This is a genomic window from Mucilaginibacter celer (genome assembly GCF_003576455.2).
In the GTDB taxonomy this organism is placed as follows: Bacteria; Bacteroidota; Bacteroidia; order Sphingobacteriales; family Sphingobacteriaceae; genus Mucilaginibacter; species Mucilaginibacter celer.
This window is the reverse complement of sequence record NZ_CP032869.1, coordinates 160,879-178,818: the sequence shown is the minus strand read 5'-3', so window position 1 is coordinate 178,818 and position 17,940 is coordinate 160,879. Positions and strand designations below refer to the sequence as shown.

Annotated in this window: 11 protein-coding genes; all 11 read right to left on the bottom strand. The window is 45.5% G+C overall.

Annotation, left to right across the window (positions count from 1 at the left end; translation table 11 throughout):
* Nucleotides 1–4: 4 nt before the first annotated feature.
* Nucleotides 5–1,918, bottom strand: coding sequence for a RagB/SusD family nutrient uptake outer membrane protein (locus HYN43_RS00620; RefSeq protein WP_119409200.1), 1,914 nt, complete (start codon nucleotides 1,916–1,918; stop codon nucleotides 5–7).
* A 16-nt stretch (nucleotides 1,919–1,934) separates the two neighbouring features.
* On the bottom strand, nucleotides 1,935–5,432 hold the full coding sequence (locus tag HYN43_RS00615; RefSeq protein WP_245447099.1) for a TonB-dependent receptor: 3,498 nt from the start codon (nucleotides 5,430–5,432) through the stop codon (nucleotides 1,935–1,937).
* Between the two features lie 187 nt (nucleotides 5,433–5,619).
* Nucleotides 5,620–6,771, bottom strand: coding sequence for a FecR family protein (locus tag HYN43_RS00610; RefSeq protein ID WP_119407609.1), 1,152 nt, complete (start codon nucleotides 6,769–6,771; stop codon nucleotides 5,620–5,622).
* Between the two features lie 375 nt (nucleotides 6,772–7,146).
* Entirely contained in the window at nucleotides 7,147–7,386 is a 240-nt protein-coding gene (locus HYN43_RS00605; protein WP_119407608.1) for a hypothetical protein, read from the bottom strand.
* A gap of 156 nt (nucleotides 7,387–7,542) precedes the next feature.
* Entirely contained in the window at nucleotides 7,543–8,133 is a 591-nt protein-coding gene (locus HYN43_RS00600; RefSeq protein ID WP_119407607.1) for an RNA polymerase sigma-70 factor, read from the bottom strand.
* A gap of 414 nt (nucleotides 8,134–8,547) precedes the next feature.
* Nucleotides 8,548–11,394 carry a M16 family metallopeptidase gene (locus tag HYN43_RS00595; protein ID WP_119407606.1) on the bottom strand — a complete coding sequence of 949 codons (2,847 nt, stop codon included), beginning with the start codon at nucleotides 11,392–11,394 and terminating at the stop codon, nucleotides 8,548–8,550.
* Between the two features lie 144 nt (nucleotides 11,395–11,538).
* On the bottom strand, nucleotides 11,539–12,078 hold the full coding sequence (locus tag HYN43_RS00590) for a TlpA family protein disulfide reductase (RefSeq protein ID WP_119407605.1): 540 nt from the start codon (nucleotides 12,076–12,078) through the stop codon (nucleotides 11,539–11,541).
* A gap of 9 nt (nucleotides 12,079–12,087) precedes the next feature.
* Nucleotides 12,088–13,968 (bottom strand): protein-disulfide reductase DsbD domain-containing protein, encoded by a 1,881-nt coding sequence (locus tag HYN43_RS00585; protein WP_119407604.1) that lies wholly within the window; start codon nucleotides 13,966–13,968, stop codon nucleotides 12,088–12,090.
* A gap of 457 nt (nucleotides 13,969–14,425) precedes the next feature.
* Nucleotides 14,426–15,358 carry a hypothetical protein gene (locus tag HYN43_RS00580; protein ID WP_119407603.1) on the bottom strand — a complete coding sequence of 311 codons (933 nt, stop codon included), beginning with the start codon at nucleotides 15,356–15,358 and terminating at the stop codon, nucleotides 14,426–14,428.
* 367 nt (nucleotides 15,359–15,725) lie between these two features.
* Nucleotides 15,726–16,478 carry a basic secretory protein-like protein gene (locus tag HYN43_RS00575; protein ID WP_119407602.1) on the bottom strand — a complete coding sequence of 251 codons (753 nt, stop codon included), beginning with the start codon at nucleotides 16,476–16,478 and terminating at the stop codon, nucleotides 15,726–15,728.
* A gap of 17 nt (nucleotides 16,479–16,495) precedes the next feature.
* Nucleotides 16,496–17,935, bottom strand: coding sequence for a PKD-like family lipoprotein (locus tag HYN43_RS00570; protein WP_119407601.1), 1,440 nt, complete (start codon nucleotides 17,933–17,935; stop codon nucleotides 16,496–16,498).
* Between the last annotated feature and the right edge of the window lie 5 nt (nucleotides 17,936–17,940).

Sequence of the window (17,940 nt, the reverse complement as noted above, 5' to 3'; positions counted from 1 at the left end):
AATCCTACCAGTAAGGGTTTTGAACAAGGTTATCATTAATCACTATCGAGTTGTTCCAGATAGGCCACAGGTAATCGCGGGTATTGAATACCGGGATCTCTACGTTGCGGGCGCGGTAGTAGTTAATAGCTTGTTCTTCGTAAATGCTCCAGCCGGTTAGCGGGGTGCTTAACACACCCTGCAACTCTTTCCAACGGCGTAAATCCCAGCCGCTTTGGCCCTCAAAACAAAGCTCAATGCGGCGCTCCTGGTGAATGATGGCGCGTAAACCTTCTTTGGTAGTAGGTTTTGATGGATTTTTTGAATAGGCAGCCCATGCGTTAACCACGCCATCTAATCCGGCGCGTGCCCTTACCCTATCCACATAGCTTATGGCATCGGCTGTTGGGCCATTAGCCTCATTTAAAGCTTCAGCATAAAGCAGGTATAAACCGGCCATGCGCATTACAGGCATCGAAAAATCCGTCCAGTTAAAGCCGTCGTCATACACGGTTAAATAGTTGGCCAGTTTTTTAGGCCAGTAGCCGGTGATGTTGGTTTTTTGCAACGTTTTCGGTCCGGCCAGCGCGGTTACGCCCCTTGCAGGTACGTAGTGGGCAATTTTGGCATCCAGGATCCCATCGCCAAACCAAATACCGCCATCAAAACCGATGCTGCCGTAAAAGCGCGGTTCACGATCAAAGTGGGCTTTAATGGTTTGGTAACCTTGTTTGATGTAGTAAAAGTTAGCGGCATCACCGGTGCGCAGTTGGTTACGGTCGGCATAATCCCAGGTTTTATCTTCATCAATAGGTACGCCTTTGTTGGTATAAAACAGATCGGTAGTGGAGATAGGCACCGCGTAGTAAGCCGGATTTTGCCCGTCGTTCTGGTTAGCTTTTTGGGTTAACCTCGGGATGCAATATTCCTGCCCATGCCAGATGTTGCTTAACGACCAGATGAGCTCCGGGTTGATATCCCATTTTTGGGTAAGCGCGGTTTGGAAAGTAAGCACACGTTTCAACGAATCGGGCAGGTTAGTTACCGCAGGCGAAGGAATAAAAGTTTGGTTAAGGTGCAAACCGGCAGCCTCGCACATATCAATAGCCGTTTTGCAAGCCGTAGCCGCTTTTTGCCATTTGGTGGCATCAAATGAGGTTGGGAACAGGTTTTTGCCGCTTTTGTCTTTAAAGTTGGCATAATCCGGGTTCCCGTTAAACAGCGGGCTCGCAGCCGTCATCAACACCTCGGCTTTGATAGCCGCTGCTGCAGGCGCTGTGATCCTGCCCAGCTCTTTAGATGGATTATCGATGGTAGCAGGCAGATCGGGAATGGCCTGATCCAGCAAACCCACTACATAATTAACTACATCGTCAACTGACTGGCGTTTCACTTTAACTTCTGCAGTAGATGCTTCAACAGGTAAGTTAACATCAACAATTGGCACCGGGCCGTACATCCGCATTAAATAATAGTGATAGTAGGCCTTTAAAAATTTCACCTCGGCTATCCAGCGTTTCTTTTCAACGGCAGATAGGTCGGCAGGTTTGTCGATATTCTCCAGCATGGTGTTACAGCGCCTGATGGCTACGTACATGGCAGTACCGTTAGCACGGCCATCCCAGAAGTTTAAACCTGGTTCGCCAACGTTTTGGGTGCCGGTTATCAACGTAAAACCGGTAATATCAATAGGGTTGCCGGGCAGGTTGAGCGGGAAAATAATCTCGCCCGAGGTGGTGAAGCCGGCGCTCCTGTTCATATCATTTAATTGCTGTACCGATGAATAGCAGGTAAAAAGATAATTCTCCGCCTCGTTCTTGCTCCTGAAAGCGTAGTCAATCGTACCTACATCAGGCGGTACAACGTCAAGATATTTTTTGCATGAGCCGGCTACCGTCATTAAAAATAGCAGGCAAAAAAGTTTATAGTTAAATTTCATGATACTCTTCATCTCCTTATAAATTAACATTCAAACCAATATTGTATACCTTTTGAATGGGGTAGTTAAAGCCATTGCCGCCCAGCTCGGGGTCCCAAAGTTTAAATGAGCTCCAGGTAATCAGGTTAAGGCCGTTAACATAAATCCTCAGGCTGCGCAGGCCCATCCTTTTGGTTATGGACGCAGGCAGGGTGTACCCCATCTCGGCCGATTTAAGGCGCATAAAGGCCCCGTTGCGTAACCACCAGGTACTTGGCTGTAAATTATTTTCGATAATGTTGCGGGTAGTGCCTAAACGCGGATAGGTGGCATACAAATCCTGGTGTTCCTCACTCCAGTGGCTATCGGCAAATTGCTGTAATAGCTGGGTGTTGCCGTATACATATGCCTCGGTGCTTTGCACAAAGGGGCTAACCGAGTTGGGATTAATAAAGAATGACACCCTTGCCTGCCCCTGGAAAAAGGCAGAAAGATCAAAGTTTTTGTATTGGGCCGATACACCGTAGCCGTACACAATTTCGGGTACCTGCGGGTAGCCGATGAAAGTTTGGTCGCGGTTATCGATAATACCGTCGCCGTTCAGATCGCGGTATTTGATATCGCCGCCGCGGGGGGCTTTGCCGGTGGTGGAGAAAATTTGCGTTGGTGAGGCTGCTGCTTCGGCATCGTCAACAAAAAGCCTGTCGGCAATGTAACCATAGCCAATACGGATAGGCTGGCCAACAAAATGGCGATAAGGTTCAGGGTAGTTAGGCTCTTCGTAGTAGGTATACTTATCGGTAGCGAGGGTAAAGTTACCACGGCCCGATACGATCCATGAGTTATTGATGGTCTTTTTATAATCGAAAGACAGATCGATACCTTTTGAGTTGGCTTTACCTAAGTTGGCATAAATATCAGCCTCCAAACCCGAGGTACTTGGAATGTACGAGCGTTTTTGCAGAATGTTGTACCTGTTATAATTGTAAAACTCGGCAACGATATTCAGATTTTTAAACAGGGTCATTTCAACCGCGAGGTTTGCCTGTTTAGATGTTTCCCAGGTTACATTAGGGTCTGAATAGTTGAGGATAGTTGCACCGTTATGCGCATAGCCCGCGTTGGTACCGAAAGCGGCGTAGGCCCCGCCGTTAAGGTTTACGTTTGATGCATAAAAGAAACGCCTGTCGCTGATGGCATCGTTACCTACCAAACCGTAGCTGCTGCGGATCTTTAAACGGTTAACCACATCAAGCAATGGTTCGAAAAACTTTTCGCCCGATACCAGCCAGCCGCCGCCAATGGTTGGGAAAAAGCCATAACGATGTTCGGCCGAGAACCTTTCTGAACCGTTATAACCGAAGTTAAACTCCAAAAAATATTTTCCGGCGTAGTTATATCCGGCGCGGCCCGCTATACCAAAGTTGCGGTGCGGCAAGGCATCAATAAGCTGGCCCGCATTTGAATAAACCGTTTGCTGGCGGGTAAACACCGCGGTTGCCGAAAGATTATGTTTGCCCAACTGGCGCGAATAATCAAAGTTACCCTGCAGGTAAATCTGGTTGCTGATAGTTGGCGTGCCCGGAAAATATTGCAGATACTCAATAGCGTCGCCTGGTTTTTGGTTGAGCCAGGTTAAGGTATAGGTGTTATTGGTTTTGTTATAGCTACCGATGTTATAATAAAAAGGATTATAACCGTAATTGGCATCGAAATACGAATACCTGTTGGTGCTGAAAATACCGTGGAAGTTTAAGCCTTTGGTGATAAATTCAAGTCCCTGGTTCAACTCGATCTGCGCCAGCACCCGCGATTCGGTTGAGCTTTTGTGGCCTCTCAGCAACAACGCGTACGGGTTGTTATAAGGCACACCCTGATCTGCCGGGGCACCGAACAAAATATGCTTGGTGTTAATATTGGCCGAATCAGCTGGGAAATAAGCCGGGAACAACACCGGGCTGGTATGCAAGGCTATTTTATAAACATCCGAATTAAAGGAACCATCAGTAGTAAGCGGCCCGTTATAATCGCTGAATGTTCCCGAAAAACGCAGGATAGCCTCGGTGGTTTTGGTAAGGTTAAGGTTTACGTTGGATCGCAACTGGTAGTTGGTGAACTTGATATTGTTGCTGTTATTATTGGCCGCATCTTCGGCAAGGTTACCATGGTCAACATTGTATGATCCACCTACATAGTAACGGGCAAATGGTGTACCACCGCTAACGCTCAGGTTACCGCGTTGGGTTGATGTACGTTTTTTAAGCAGCAAATTGAGCCAATCAACCGCCGGGTAAACATAAGGGTTATAACCCGGACCTTTAGCCAAAGTATTTTCGGTGTTGATGATCTTATCCGGATCAAAAGGTGTAGGCTGATATGGATCACGCGACAGCGTAGCTTCGTTGAAAAGCTTCATGTACGTGATAGGATCGGCAATTTTAAGCGATTGGGTATTTTGCGATACCGAGTTTTCCGCCCTGAAACTAATTTGCGGCTTGCCAATCTTACCTTGCTTAGTAGCGACCAGAATTACGCCATTGGCACCACGGGCACCATACAAGGCTGTAGCACTGGCATCTTTCAGAATAGAGAAACTGGCGATATCATCCACCTGCAAACGAGCCAGATCATTAGTAGTTAACTCAATGTTATCTATCAAAATCAAAGGGTCAACCTTATAACCGAAAGTAGTTACCCCCCTGATAAAGAACTGCGCGTTATCCTGCCCCGGCTGCCCGGTGCCCTGGAAAGCGATGATACCCGCCGCCTGCCCGGCCAGCGCAGTGGTTAAGTTACTTGCCGGGATTTTTAACTCGGCTGGTTTGATGGTGGTTACCGACCCTACAATGGCTTCCTTCCGCTCCTTTTTACCGTAGGCGGTAATTACCACCTCTTCGGCCTGGCGCAAATCCTCTACCAAAACCACGTTAAAAAGCTTATTATCGGCATTAACCGTAAAAGTTTGCGGCACAAAACCGATAAAGGATACCCGAATCACCGAGCCGCTTTTTACATCGAGGATAAACTTACCGTTATTATCGGTAACGGTACCCCGTTTAGGGTCGTCAACTACGGTAATACTTACGCCCGGCAGGGTTACGCCCTTGTTATCTTTTACGGTACCGGTTACGGTAATATCGGCAATCACCTCGGCCGGGGCATCGTTTTTTCCGCCCGGCGCTTCTTTAATGATCACCGATTTACCATCGATACTGTAAGTTAAACCTGTGTTTTTGAGGCTGGTTTTCAGGGCCTCTTCAATAGGGGTATTTTGAAAGTTGACATCTATCTTCGGCGTGTTTTTGATACTTTTTGCCGACCAGAACAGGTTGTAGCCCGTTTGCTTATTTATTTCATTGAATACTTGTTTTAGCGTTACATCATTTTGTTTATAGGTGATCTTTTGCGAAAAGACCGCCGCACTTGCCTGCATAAAAGCGAGGAAGAGTATAAACGTGGTTAGCTTCATGATGAGCAGAAATTTCTTAGGGTAGCACGAAGGCGTACAAATGTTTGTAGTAAAAATTTTATACATTTGTTAAAGGCTGTTTTAAGTTGAAATGTGACGACAATTACATTCGGATTTTAAAAAGCTGATTGAGCAGGGGCATCGGAAGTGCCTCTGTTCTGCTTTTTATAAACCGCTGATCTGCTTTATGCTACGGGGAGTTGTAAAATTTTCTCATATAGTTTAATCGGGTTTAAATTGGTTTATCAGGTTATTACTTCTTCTTGGTTATAGTTATCGTTGAGCCCTGGATGCTAAACCGCGCGTCGCCGGTTTGCTCAATCATTTTTAGCAGCGTGTTGATGCTGGCAAAGCGGGTAGTTACCGCACCAAAGGTTTCGTTGCGCAGGCTCTGATCGGCAAAAACCACATCCACATTATACCAGCGCGATACGCTGCGCATAATGTTTTCCAGTTTTTCATCATCAAAATTGAAATAGCCGTTTTTCCAGGCTACAGCCTCTTCGGTATTTACTTCGCTTACATCAAGCGTATTGCCCAGCTTAGCCTGCTGGCCTGGGTTTAAGATGGCGCTACGGTTTGCAGCTGTTACCCTCACCATCCCCTGCAACAGGGTAGTTTTGGTAGTGGCATCATCGGCATAAGCGTTCACATTAAAATGCGTGCCCAAAACCTCAACGGTTTGGCGGTTGGTTACCACCCTGAAAGGCATTTCTTTATTATGGCTCACCTCAAAATAAGCCTCGCCCGATAGTTCAACCCGACGCTCATTCCTGTTAGCAAAACTTACCGGGAATTTTAAAGATGAATAAGCATTAAGCCAAACCTTTGAACCATCGGGCAAAACAACCTGGTACTGGCCACCTTTGGGTGTTTCGATGGTGTTGGAGGCGTCGAGATCTGTGCTGGATGAAGCACCGGACAGATCTACCCGGTCGGTAATGGTATAAACTAATTGGCCGTTAGCAGCTTTGGTCACGTTGATACCGTTTTGATTGGCAATTTGCCCATTGCCTGCATCGGTAAGGGAGATTTTGTTGCCGTTGGCTAAAGTTAAGATGGCTTTATTGCCTCCGGGATGGATATTGGATTGAGCATTTTGATGAAGGAAATTACCACTATCGGTTGTGAGCATCCTGGTAATGAATAGGCCGGTAACACCCAATATCAACACAGCCGAAGCAGCCGCTACCCAACGGAAGTAGCCCGGCTTCGTTTTAGCAGGTTTGGTTTCCTGGTTAAGGCGGGCAAGCATAGCTTCTCCTACCGTTTCCTCATCTTCCGGAAATTCGGCATCCTGGTAGGCGGTTTCGCGGAACCATTGCAGCAATTGCTCGCGCTCGGCGGCAGTGGCGGTACCGTCTTGATACTTTTTTAATAAAATGTGAATCTGTTCCTGGTCCAATTGGTTTGGGTGCTTTTATAGGTGGGTACATTGAAAAGCGGGTTACCCTATATTGGGGAGGAAAAAAAATTTATTGTATTGTTGATCTAAGCACGCCAGGCTCTAAGACGGAAAGAAAGACATCTGGATTTAATACCCTTAGCCAACCAGATGAATCGCTTGTATAATACGAGGCACCCACGGAGCCATTTCAAAACAAACTATAATTTGCTATAAACACGATACTCCTAACGGAGTTAGAAAACAGTGCCAAATACCCCGTAGGGGTAGCGTGTTTATAGCAAAATCTGAATGAGTTTAAAGGCTCCGTAGGTGCCTCGTATTCTAAAAGGGATGTGAATCGTTAATGTCGTGGAGATAATAGATGCGTTAGTATTAAAGGCGATTATAGTTATTCGCTTCGTCCCTGTCAAATTTGAAGCCGGTAAGATCAACCCGATGTTTATTCAAGGCTTTATTGATGTCCTCAATACGTTTCTTTTTTTGATCTGCAATAATGGTTTCTTCAATTTGATCAATCTCGAACGCGATAACCTCGATAGTCTTCCCCACCAAGCTATCCGGCAGCTTTATCGTTAAGCAGTTTTTATCGGGTGTCATGATTATCCTTATCATAACCCAATTTACTAATTTTCAATATAATATTGATAGGGCTAAACGAAAATCGCTCTTCTAAAGGCGATTCGTTTTACAGGGCGTATAAGATTTCTCCTCACGCCACCTCCTTGCCCTCCCACAGTCCGTCGAAATGACATGGGGGAAGCTTTGAAGCTATTTCAAAAGCGAAATAACCGTATGCAACACCACCACAATACTCCAACCATAATTCTTCAACTCGCCGCGGATAATTTTTAGTGCACGGGTAAGGTTAGCCTCCACCCCTTTCTCGCTGATCTCTATTTTCTCGGCTATCTCGGCATTCTTCAAGCCCAGGTCACGGCTGTAGCGGAATACCAGTTTGCATTTTTCGGGCATTTCTTCCACAATGCCGTTGATGTACTCTTGCAGAAAGAGGGCATCGAGTTTGGCTTCGTCGTGGGTGATATCGGTAAATTCGTAGTTGGCCTTGGCCAGGTCGGCGCGGTTTTTTTCGCGTTGGTAGTGTTTGAATACACCGAATTTTACAGCGGTAGACAGGAAGGCCGAAATGCTTTTGATCTCCACGGCGTCGCGCCTTTCCCAAAGCGAGAGGAAAACCTCGTGTACAATATCCTTAGCTACAGTTTTATCCTTACTGTGGTTCCAGGCCACGGCAAGCATACGCCGCCAGTACCGCTGGTAAATTTCGATAAAAGCGTCATGATCGCCGCTTTGCAGCAGGCTGGTAAGGTCATGATCGGTATGTGTACTGTACTTTGACATCGGCCCCGCTCTAAGGGAGATCTTTTAAATGTTTTGCAAACTAACTATGGTTATCGATTGCGAACAAAGCGTATTATCGCTTAAACAAGATCCATCGCTTTGCGAACACACTTTCATTCCGGATTTAATCAATAATTGGTTACCATGTTCAGTTGCAGCAGGAACCGCTTCTGAACCGGATACAAATATGCAATATAATTTTGATGAAAAAATTATTTTAACATTTAGGGGGGGAGAGAGAACCCATTCCGTCATGTTGAACTTGTTTCAACATCCCACTCGCTAAGCGGCCATGCTTAGCAAATCGTCTACCTGTCCTGTGGGATGCCGAAACAAGTTCGGCATGACCTCGATGTAGTAAATAAACAGGAACGGCCCGCAATGCGGGCCGTTCCTGTTTATTTAAGGGGGCTGTTACTTAGTCTCCGGCAATAACTGCATACGGATAAAATTCTTCCCGCTTAGGTATTTTTGAGCAGTTGCTTTTACGCTTTCAATAGTTACGCTATTCAAATCTTTAGTATAGCTATCTATCTGGTGCAAGTCTTCTTTATCGTTGATCTGCCCGCTGATGTAGCCCAGCCAGAAACCGTTGGTACGTACACTGGTTTCGCGGGTGCGGATGCTTTCGGCGCGCCATTTATCAATATTTACCTGTGCCGGACCGTTGGTTTTCAGCTTATTGATCTCATCTAAAGTTGAGGCTACCAATTTATCAGCATTTTTTGGATCGCAACCAAAGTACACGAACATGGAGTAACGTTGAGTTGGGAATTTGCTGTTATTAGCATAAGCGCCAGGCGAATAAACACCGCTTTCATCTTCCCTCAAGCGCTCAATCAACCTGATTTCCAGGCACTCTTTTAAAGCATCCAGCTGGATCCGCTCGGCAGCGCTGTATTCAAACGGGCCCGACCATACCATATCAACGGTGGCTTTCGGCTCCGAACCTTTGTAAACGTTTTTGGCGATCTTACCTTCGGGGATATGGATGCCTAAATCTTTAGCCTTCTCACCAAGATTTTTTGATGGCAGCGAGGCGATATATTTTTCAATAAGCGGTTTAATTTTCTCAATATCGATGTTACCTACAAAAGTAAAAGTCATGCCCGACGCATCGGCAAAACGCTCTTTGTAGATGGTGTACTCCCTATCCAGATTGATCTGATCAATTTTCGCGATGCTCGGCCCTGTACGGCGCACGTTGTAGTTGCCCAACGTTGCGCTTAAAGTATCCTGGAACACGGCGTTAGGATCATTCCCCCTGTTGGCGAGGCTTGCTTTTGAACGGGTAATGATGCCCTGGAACAAATCGGCATCTTTACGAGGTTCAGTTAAATAACCGTAGATCAGTTCAAAAGCACTTTCCAGGTCTTTTGGAGTCGAATTACCGCTTACACCTTGTGTGCGCTCGCTGATGTATGGACTTACACTTAACTGCTTACCTGATAAATATTTTTCCAGTTGTGTAGGATTGTAATTGCCCAACCCAAACGATTCGATCATGCCCGAAGCATTTGCGGCCGACTGGTAATCGGCATCACTATAAAGCGAAGTACCGCCTGGGGACGAAGCGCTGAACAGGATCTCGTTATCTTTAAAATCAGTTGGTTTCAATACCACTTTTACGCCGTTGCTCAACGTAAGGGTTGTTGTACCCAGGGCTGCATCTTTGGTTTCGGCAGTTATTTTACCTGCAACCGGAGCGTTGGCCAATAAAGGTTGTTTGCTTACTTCATCATTGTAAGGTTTGAGATCTTCGCCTTCAACAGCTTTTATCCAACTGTTCATAACAGCTTCTGTTGGCAAAGTTGCTTTATCTTTTTCAGGAGCAAGCAGCATCAAATCGCGGTTGGTGTTTTTGATGGATGATTTGCTTACGGCATTCACCTCGTCCAGGGTTACGCCCGGCAAATCGTTCTTCACCAGATCATACTCGTAGCTGATACCCGGTGCCGCTGTCCCTTTTAAAAAGTATTGCAGGTATTCGTTCACATAGCTATCCGAGTTGGTTTTGTTTTTTTCTTTAAGCGAAGCTTCCATATCGCTCAGGTAGGCTTGTTTGGCACGGTCAAGCTCGGTTTGGGTAAAACCGAAACGTTTTATACGCTCAGTTTCGCGCCATGCGGCTTTGAAGCCGTTTTCCAGTTCGCCTGGTTTGGCTACGGCATACAGGCTGTAGTTATCCAATCCGCCTAAAAAATCGCCTACTTCGGCACCACCCTGTAAATATGGCGGGTTGGCCTGGCGCATAATTTCGGCGTAACGGGCACCTGTCATCCTGTTAAATAATCCACGAACAATATTATCACGGTAATCGGCAGCGGTATGCAGTTTAGCTGCTGGTTGCTTCATCATTACCTGCGCTACAGTAACAGTCATTTCCTTATCGGTAACAGCTAAAAACTGGTTCTGGCCCAGCAATGGCACGGTATATTTGGTACGCGGCTTTTCGCCTGCAGGGTTTTTCAGGTCGCTGAATTTGGCTTTGATGGTTTTCTCCATCTGATCTACGTCGATATCGCCTACTACAATTAAAGCCTGCAGGTCGGGGCGGTACCAATCGTGGTAAAACTTTTTGATGGTTTCTGGTTTAAAGTTATTCAGCACTTCATCAGTACCAATTGGCAAACGCAGCGAATAGCGCGAGTGGTTAAGGATGGTTGGCAGGTATTGACGTTGCATGCGTTCCTGCGCGCCTTTGCCTAAACGTTTTTCTTCCAGTACTACACCACGCTCTTTGTTTATTTCGGTAACATCAAGGGTAGCATCCTGCGCCCAATCGCGCATAATCTGGATACCGTTTTTCAGGATGTCCGGGTTATCAGATGGCAATGGCAACTGATATACTGTTTCATCAAATGAAGTATAGGCGTTCAAATCAGCCCCAAAGCGTACGCCCGATTTTTGCAGGTAGCTTACCAGCTCATTTTTCGGGAAGTTTTTAGTACCGTTAAAGCTCATGTGCTCCATAAAGTGAGCTAAACCACGCTGGGTATCATCTTCCAGTACCGAGCCAACTTTATTGGCCAGGTAAAAAGTAACGCGTTTTTTAGGTTCTTCGTTATGCCTGATGTAATAGGTAAAGCCGTTAGGCAATTTACCGGTACGTACAGCCGGGTCAAGCGGCAAATTTTTCTCTGTTGTAGTTTTTACAACTTTTGGCTTGGCTACCTGTGCCCATGTTGGCGCAGCGGTAAACGACCAGCTAAGCGCAATGCCTACGCTGGCTAATAAAATAGTACTTTTTATGTTTTTCATAATTTGTAAATCGGATCAGGATTTAGCGCTAAGTTAAAAAAGAGCCGGTATTTAAACCGGCCCCTCGAAATTAAACTTAACTAAAACTGATGGAAATGCCCGACAGAGCTTCTTTATGTGGCAATGAGAGCCACTTTTTTATTTTTAACTATTAAATATTTTTTTGAGCAACGCATCAATGTCTTCCGCTGCAGGATTCACAGCAATCACTTTGCCGCTGTCATCCAACAATAAGGCAAAAGGTACTGATTGGATGCCCAGAGCGTTCATCATTACCGATGCGTCCTTCCCCGCTTCATACTTATCAATGGCCTGTTGCCAGGGCATTGCTTCCTTCAGCATTGCGCTTTTCCAGGCCCTGCTGTTTTGATCTATCGAAACACTCAATATCTCAAAACCGCTTTTTTGATACTTTTTATAAAGCTCCTTTAAATGCGGAATGGACGCCCGGCAAGGCATACACCACGATGCCCAAAAATCAATAAGTACCACCCTCCCTTTCACTGCCGATGATTTGAGCGGCTTACCGTTACTGCCCTGCAAACCGAACGCCGGTAATACTTTACCAACTTCAACGCCCTGCCCTACCGTATCCGCCTGTTGGCGGGTATATGCAGCCACTGGCTTTGCCCCTGCTACAATCAACACTGCTAAGGTAGCCAGCATTAAAAATGTTTTTTTCATACCAATTACCTATAAAATCTGTAATTCAATCAATTTGCGTTTGGGCGGGAAGCATTTGTTATTATCACATACCTGGTAGTAAAGCCCGCATTTAATGGTGGTGCCCGGCTTTAATGATTTGGCGTTTATTTCGGTTTTAAATGTGGCTTTGTCTTCCCATACAAACATGCCCTCGCCGCCGGTAAACGGTACGCCGGCCGAGCTTTGCCAAGCTGTGTTTTTAATTCCTTTAGGTAACTCAATAACCGGCTCGGTTATAATAAAAGGGCTATCCTTAGGCACATAAGCGTAAATATGCCAGCCCTGCAAAATATCGGCATTAACAACTACCTGCTTTTTTCCGCCCTGCATATCAACCAGCGTAGCGGTAACTACTACCGGATCGGCACGGGTGGGTACCGTAGTAGCGGCAGTCGTTTTAACAGTGCCGGATACCGGAGCTGCAACAGCAGCTGTTTCTGTTTTATAGGTATTCACCATAAATTTAAATCCGCCTGCTTCGGTGTAATAAAGGTTTGGTTTGTTTTTGTTTAACCAGTTACGCCATTCAGTAGCCGAGCCAAATTTTTCGGTAGTATATCTCTCCAGTACCCTTTGGGCTAAGGCCGCGTCATCGCCTTTTTCAAGCATGCTGATACATTTTTCAAGCAGCTCTACCTTGCGGTTGGAGATGCCCAGCTTTTTCGCATCTTCATCTACCTGTAGCGAATAGCCATCTGCCGGATAATAATATTCAAGGTTTTCGCGATAGTATTTATGATAGGCCTCTACATCAGTGCCAAACATATTATACATGCCGCTGCCGGTCCAGTACTTCAGATAGTCATCAAAACTTTCTGTAGCATCGGATATCGGCATATGCAGCAGGGCTTCGTTAGCTCTGCCAATATCCTCTCCTTTGGCTTTGCGGTCTTTCAACTCCTGTTGCATTTTAAGCAGGCGGGCATTGCCTTCCTTACGGGAGATCAGCGTTTTTTCATACTGAGCTTTATCGCTGCGATAGATCATTTCGCTTACCCATTCGCGGTTTTCGATCTGTACCTTTTTCATGATTGGCTGCTGACGGTCGAACTTTTTGATGTAGCAAATCGTGTTCACGAAAACATCTTTGGCCTCATCCGTCATGTGGTTGGGCGAACCCGAAAATCCCCACATAAAATAATTGCCATGCCTGCCAAGCGCTACCGCCTCAGCATTTTTTAAACAAACGCCGCCGCTTATAGCTTCCGCATCCGGCGAATCGTTAAAACCCTCGCCATGGGCTACCATACCTATGATATACTTATCTTTTGCAGATGCATCTTCCTTAATCACCTTCCACATCGGCATTTCTTTTGGCGTGGTTGCAGCCTGGTAACCGTTAAAAAAAGATCCGGGCGTAGGCCTTGTTACCAATGTTAAATTAACCTTTATTGGCGTGTTAAATATCGGGTGACTGGTTTTAATGTTCAGCGCATCGTCTTCCAGGCACTGGCAATACCAGTCAAACTTTAAACCGATAGGCAAACCTACATCTGGTGCCAGCTGGTGCATTAAAATAATAGGACGGTTAAAATTTGCCGGAAGGTTTATCGGACCGGCATCGGCAATGGTTACATCTACCTTATCAGACATTGATGCATTATAATCCCGCACGTCCACCACTTCTACCTTATCAAACCGCGTTTCCAAAAATGCCTTAAAATCGGCCATACGGGTTTTCCAGGCTTCGTCGATAGCCGGTGTAGCGGTACTGTAGTAGGTTATTTTTGCTGGTTTCGGTTTTGGGGGATCGTAGCCCACGTACAAAACCCTGAGGCTAATTTTGCCTGATCCGGCTTTTGTAACCTTTGCAGATGAAGCCATACTAAACACAAGGAAAAGCAGCAGGGCTGAAACTATCTTTTTCATATCTTTTTAATTAAAAAGTTTGGCAAGTTTGACATTTAGCTGTTTACCGTGTCGGTTATTGCCGATGATTTGTTGTGTATAGGTTATTTTAAATCAATATTAACTTTGTTTCAATAGTGCAGGTTTCTCCGGCCACCATGGGTGTTCGGAACGTTTTTTATTCCCTCCCCGGGAGGGGGCTGCCAACTTAAAGATCCGGGCAGCAAATGGCTTTAAGTTCCCCTCTTGAGAGGGGGCGCGATGGGAAAGAGCGAGAGCAGGGGTGTGTTATACGAGCGATAAACCTCGCGCAGAATAACACACCCCTCCACCCCTCTCGAGAGGGGAATCGCACAAACCCACCGCTTTTTGCCAAATTGAAGGCTATGCTCCCAGGGGAGGGAATCGCTCTCTCCCCGCTTTTTTATCAGCTATGGTACTAACGCCGGAGTTAAAGCTAAAAGTGACATCCGCTTGTCTATTTATACTTCACCTTCGGAAAATCCTTTTGCGCCTGTTTAAACTGGGTTTCCCACTCCTCTGTCCAGCCGAAGGCCTGGGTAGCTTGCTGCTTAAGGTTTACACCTGCAGCCCCGCTCCAGAAATGCACAAATTCGCCCCAGTTCATATCACGGGTATATTCATGCCCGTGCGGATCTTTTTTTTGCGGGAAGTTTGCCGCCAGCAAAGCAAAGTATTTATCAAGCACCGCTGCTTTACCGTAACTGCTGTAAATGGGATAAAACCAGTTTTTAAACCACTGCGTTTTGGCCCGCGGAAAATCATCATACTGGCCCTGCATCTGGTCGTAAACCCGCTTTGCCTCATCTTCGCGACCGATATGCAGCAATACATCGTAGTTGAAAATCTCCATAAACTTACTGTCGCCCCAAAGCACATCCGATGGTGAACCTTTTACACCGTGACTGGCACCGCTTACAATATGCCCCATTTCATGAATGGGCATGCCTATTTCCTGGCCGGTTGGTTTTTCCCAGCCATCGAGGCCGCAATCAATGGTATTTCGGTAATCATGACTATCATCAAAGTACGAAGCGGGATGGCCGCCGCCGTAAATGCCCTGGTGAAAAATGGTGTACAACCTTGTCGAATCGCCGAAGCTACCGTAAGTGTTTTTTACATAGCCCCAGGCATCCGACATGGTTTTGTAAGGCCATGTAACCGATTTATCCATCCCCTTATCGTAATAAACGGCAACGTTTTTATCCTCATAAACCAACGATACCACCTGGTTATGTTCAAACCAGTGCTCCTGCCAGTAAGCCGGCGGTTTACCCGTTTGCCGGATGGGTGCTACATCGGGCTTATTAAGGCATTTGCCGTAAAAAAACGAAAACGACGAGATCACGATGCCGCCGATGATGTACCTGGTTAATTCATTTTTTGTCATAAAAAGCTTTTTATTGCGCCTTACGGAACCATTGGCAACACCCCTATCCGCAAAGGATGCTGCCGGCTCCGTATGTCTTTAGCATGTTAATTATTTGATATTGTTAAATTATATTTTGCCGGGTTACGTTAAAAGCAACAGCCTAACCTGCTTACAATTATGGCAATAAAACCGGCTACAAAAATTGATATGCTAATCGGAGCGTACGTTTAGTTAATTATATTGAAAAAAAAATGCCTTTATGTCCGGTCCATCATAACCGTAGCTGCAGATATCAAAATCACCCTCACTTTTTTCGTTTTCTGCGGCTATTAATATTACATGTCTTATTATAGCCGGAATGGCGAACCACTCCGGCTATTTATTTTTAGAGCGCCGGGTTCTTACTATAAGCTTCCCAAAGTTCATCAACTGTTTTACCAGTTAATGTTTTCCAGGTTTGATCAGAATACGTATTATCGCGGCAGGCGGCGTCCAGGCCTTTTACAATACCGGCTTTAACATGCTTATCAAGCCAAACCAAAAAACGGGCTGTTATACCGTAACTCCCTGTATAATCTTTATCTGCACTATAGTCGGGTAAATGCCAGTTAGCGGCGGCGTTGTTTAGCCCGAGGGTGTATCTGGCGTAATCGGCAATGCCTTCAGTAAGCCATCCGGGGTTGCCTCCTTTATAATCCTGTACAATATGCATTACCTCATGGGTAACCACATCCAGATCCTCAGGGTTAGCAAGCATCCATTTTGGGCTTACACGAACAGTGCCGTTTCCTGCTTCGGCAACACCTGTATAGGATGGATCGATGTTAAAATGAACCTTCACCGTTGTTTTAGGATTATAAATGGAAGCTTCCAGGGGATATACTTTAAAAAAGGCATCGATCATCCGTTCCTTGATTTTTTTCCCCTCTTCGGTTTCAAAATCGGGCGAGTAGTTGGTGAAGATCAATGTATAAGGCCCCCTGGTTACTGAATCCTGCGACAGGTAATCATGAAAAACCGGCTTAACCTGTGGTTCATCCCTGCTATCGGCCAGTTTATCTTTGTAACAGGCGGTTGTTAAAGCCATGGCAGTAGCCATCAGCATGAAAACTTTCAGGCTGTTATTCATTTTTTTCATATGGTTAGGTTTATTGTTTATTTAGTAACTATGTCAATTGGTTCACCAGGAATGCCACTTAATGTTTTGATGATGTTTCCCGTTTTGGAAACACTCACATCAAGTGTATAAACAGCCCCGTTTGCGCCAACAGTAAGAGTATTATCATCCAAACTAACCTTGATCATTGATATTTTTTTACCGCCGAAATCTGCATCAAGCTGTCTTATATCCTCATTAATAGGATTGTATCGGTATATTTTTCCTTTTGATGAAAAGTAGAATACATTTAAACTGTTAACTACCCACTTGGTGTCGTCGTCAATTAATGCGCTGCCTTTAAATGTGCGTTTGCCCAGGCCTCTAAAGGTTCTGTCGTTGCCCAAAGGGTAGCTGAAACTTAATTCGGTTACGGCACCTGTGCCCGTTTTAAAGAACGCGTAAGATGCGCCGCCCTCAACAGGCTTCATGAATAAAAGGTTATCGTATGTAACATTTTTAGGATCAAAACCTGTGCTTGCTGTATCAACTTTATAGTTGGTTCCAGAATAGGTTCCATCAGAGCCAAATGTGATAAACGCTTTTTTCTTCAGATCGTACCCGATGAAAAATGAGCTGCCGTGTGTAAAATACTTCGACATATTGTAATCGCCGGCCTGCGCATTGGCAAACTTGCCATAATCATCAGCAAAAGGAGCTGTTGATTGAACACCCACGTATAACTTGCCGTTAATTACGCCGGTTGGTACTGTACCCATTTGTACAGGCCCCAAAAACGGTTCGAGATACCCGGCGCTGATAACGGCAGGCGGCGAGAAAAACTGCGACGAAAAATCTTTTCGTTTCAATAATGTACTGGCATCAAGTATCACACCACTTTTATTAGGATCATTACTTAACACCCAATATTCCTCTTTGGTGTTGGGCTGGTAAGGCAGTGGTTTTGAGTAATACAGTTCAACCGGGTTTATAGGCAAATCTTCTTTATTAAGCGATTTATAAATATCGCTCAATACCGTTTTATCGGGCCTTACAAATGATAGTTTGGTAAGCCCGTTATCATTGCTTAATACCAGGCTGCCCACCGAAAACTGGGTTGTGCCTGTTATTTTAAAGGGGAAATTATAAAACAACCCGTTGCGTTTATCGGTAATGAGGAGCTTACAGGTGCGGGGGCCAGGGCCCAAATTATAAACTATTTTAAGCGGGTAACCCTTGTAAACCGCTTCCCGAAGTTCTTCCTGAACGGTTATGTGCCACTCAAAATCCAAATCCTTAAGCGGATCGGCGTTTGCGAGGGTAATTTTTGGTTGTATGGTAAGCGTATCGCCAATCTGCGCTGCGAATGTTGCGTTATTAAAGCCGGCAACTACCGGCTCTGAAGGTGGCGAGTATACATAATTGCCCAGGTCTTTTTTACATGAAGTATAAAGCACTGTTGTTATGAACGCCAATATAGCTATCGATTTAAATTTCATGACCT

What these genes read in the sequence shown, in the direction of transcription:
- HYN43_RS00570 (WP_119407601.1), bottom strand. Translation starts at nt 17,935, where the DNA reads ATGAAATTTAAATCGATAGCTATATTGGCGTTCATAACAACAGTGCTT.
- HYN43_RS00590 (WP_119407605.1), bottom strand. Translation starts at nt 12,078, where the DNA reads ATGAAAAAAACATTTTTAATGCTGGCTACCTTAGCAGTGTTGATTGTA.
- HYN43_RS00595 (WP_119407606.1), bottom strand. Translation starts at nt 11,394, where the DNA reads ATGAAAAACATAAAAAGTACTATTTTATTAGCCAGCGTAGGCATTGCG.
- HYN43_RS00585 (WP_119407604.1), bottom strand. Translation starts at nt 13,968, where the DNA reads ATGAAAAAGATAGTTTCAGCCCTGCTGCTTTTCCTTGTGTTTAGTATG.
- HYN43_RS00580 (WP_119407603.1), bottom strand. Translation starts at nt 15,358, where the DNA reads ATGACAAAAAATGAATTAACCAGGTACATCATCGGCGGCATCGTGATC.
- HYN43_RS00620 (WP_119409200.1), bottom strand. Translation starts at nt 1,918, where the DNA reads ATGAAATTTAACTATAAACTTTTTTGCCTGCTATTTTTAATGACGGTA.
- HYN43_RS00615 (WP_245447099.1), bottom strand. Translation starts at nt 5,432, where the DNA reads ATGTATAAAATTTTTACTACAAACATTTGTACGCCTTCGTGCTACCCT.
- HYN43_RS00575 (WP_119407602.1), bottom strand. Translation starts at nt 16,478, where the DNA reads ATGAAAAAAATGAATAACAGCCTGAAAGTTTTCATGCTGATGGCTACT.
- HYN43_RS00605 (WP_119407608.1), bottom strand. Translation starts at nt 7,386, where the DNA reads ATGATAAGGATAATCATGACACCCGATAAAAACTGCTTAACGATAAAG.
- HYN43_RS00600 (WP_119407607.1), bottom strand. Translation starts at nt 8,133, where the DNA reads ATGTCAAAGTACAGTACACATACCGATCATGACCTTACCAGCCTGCTG.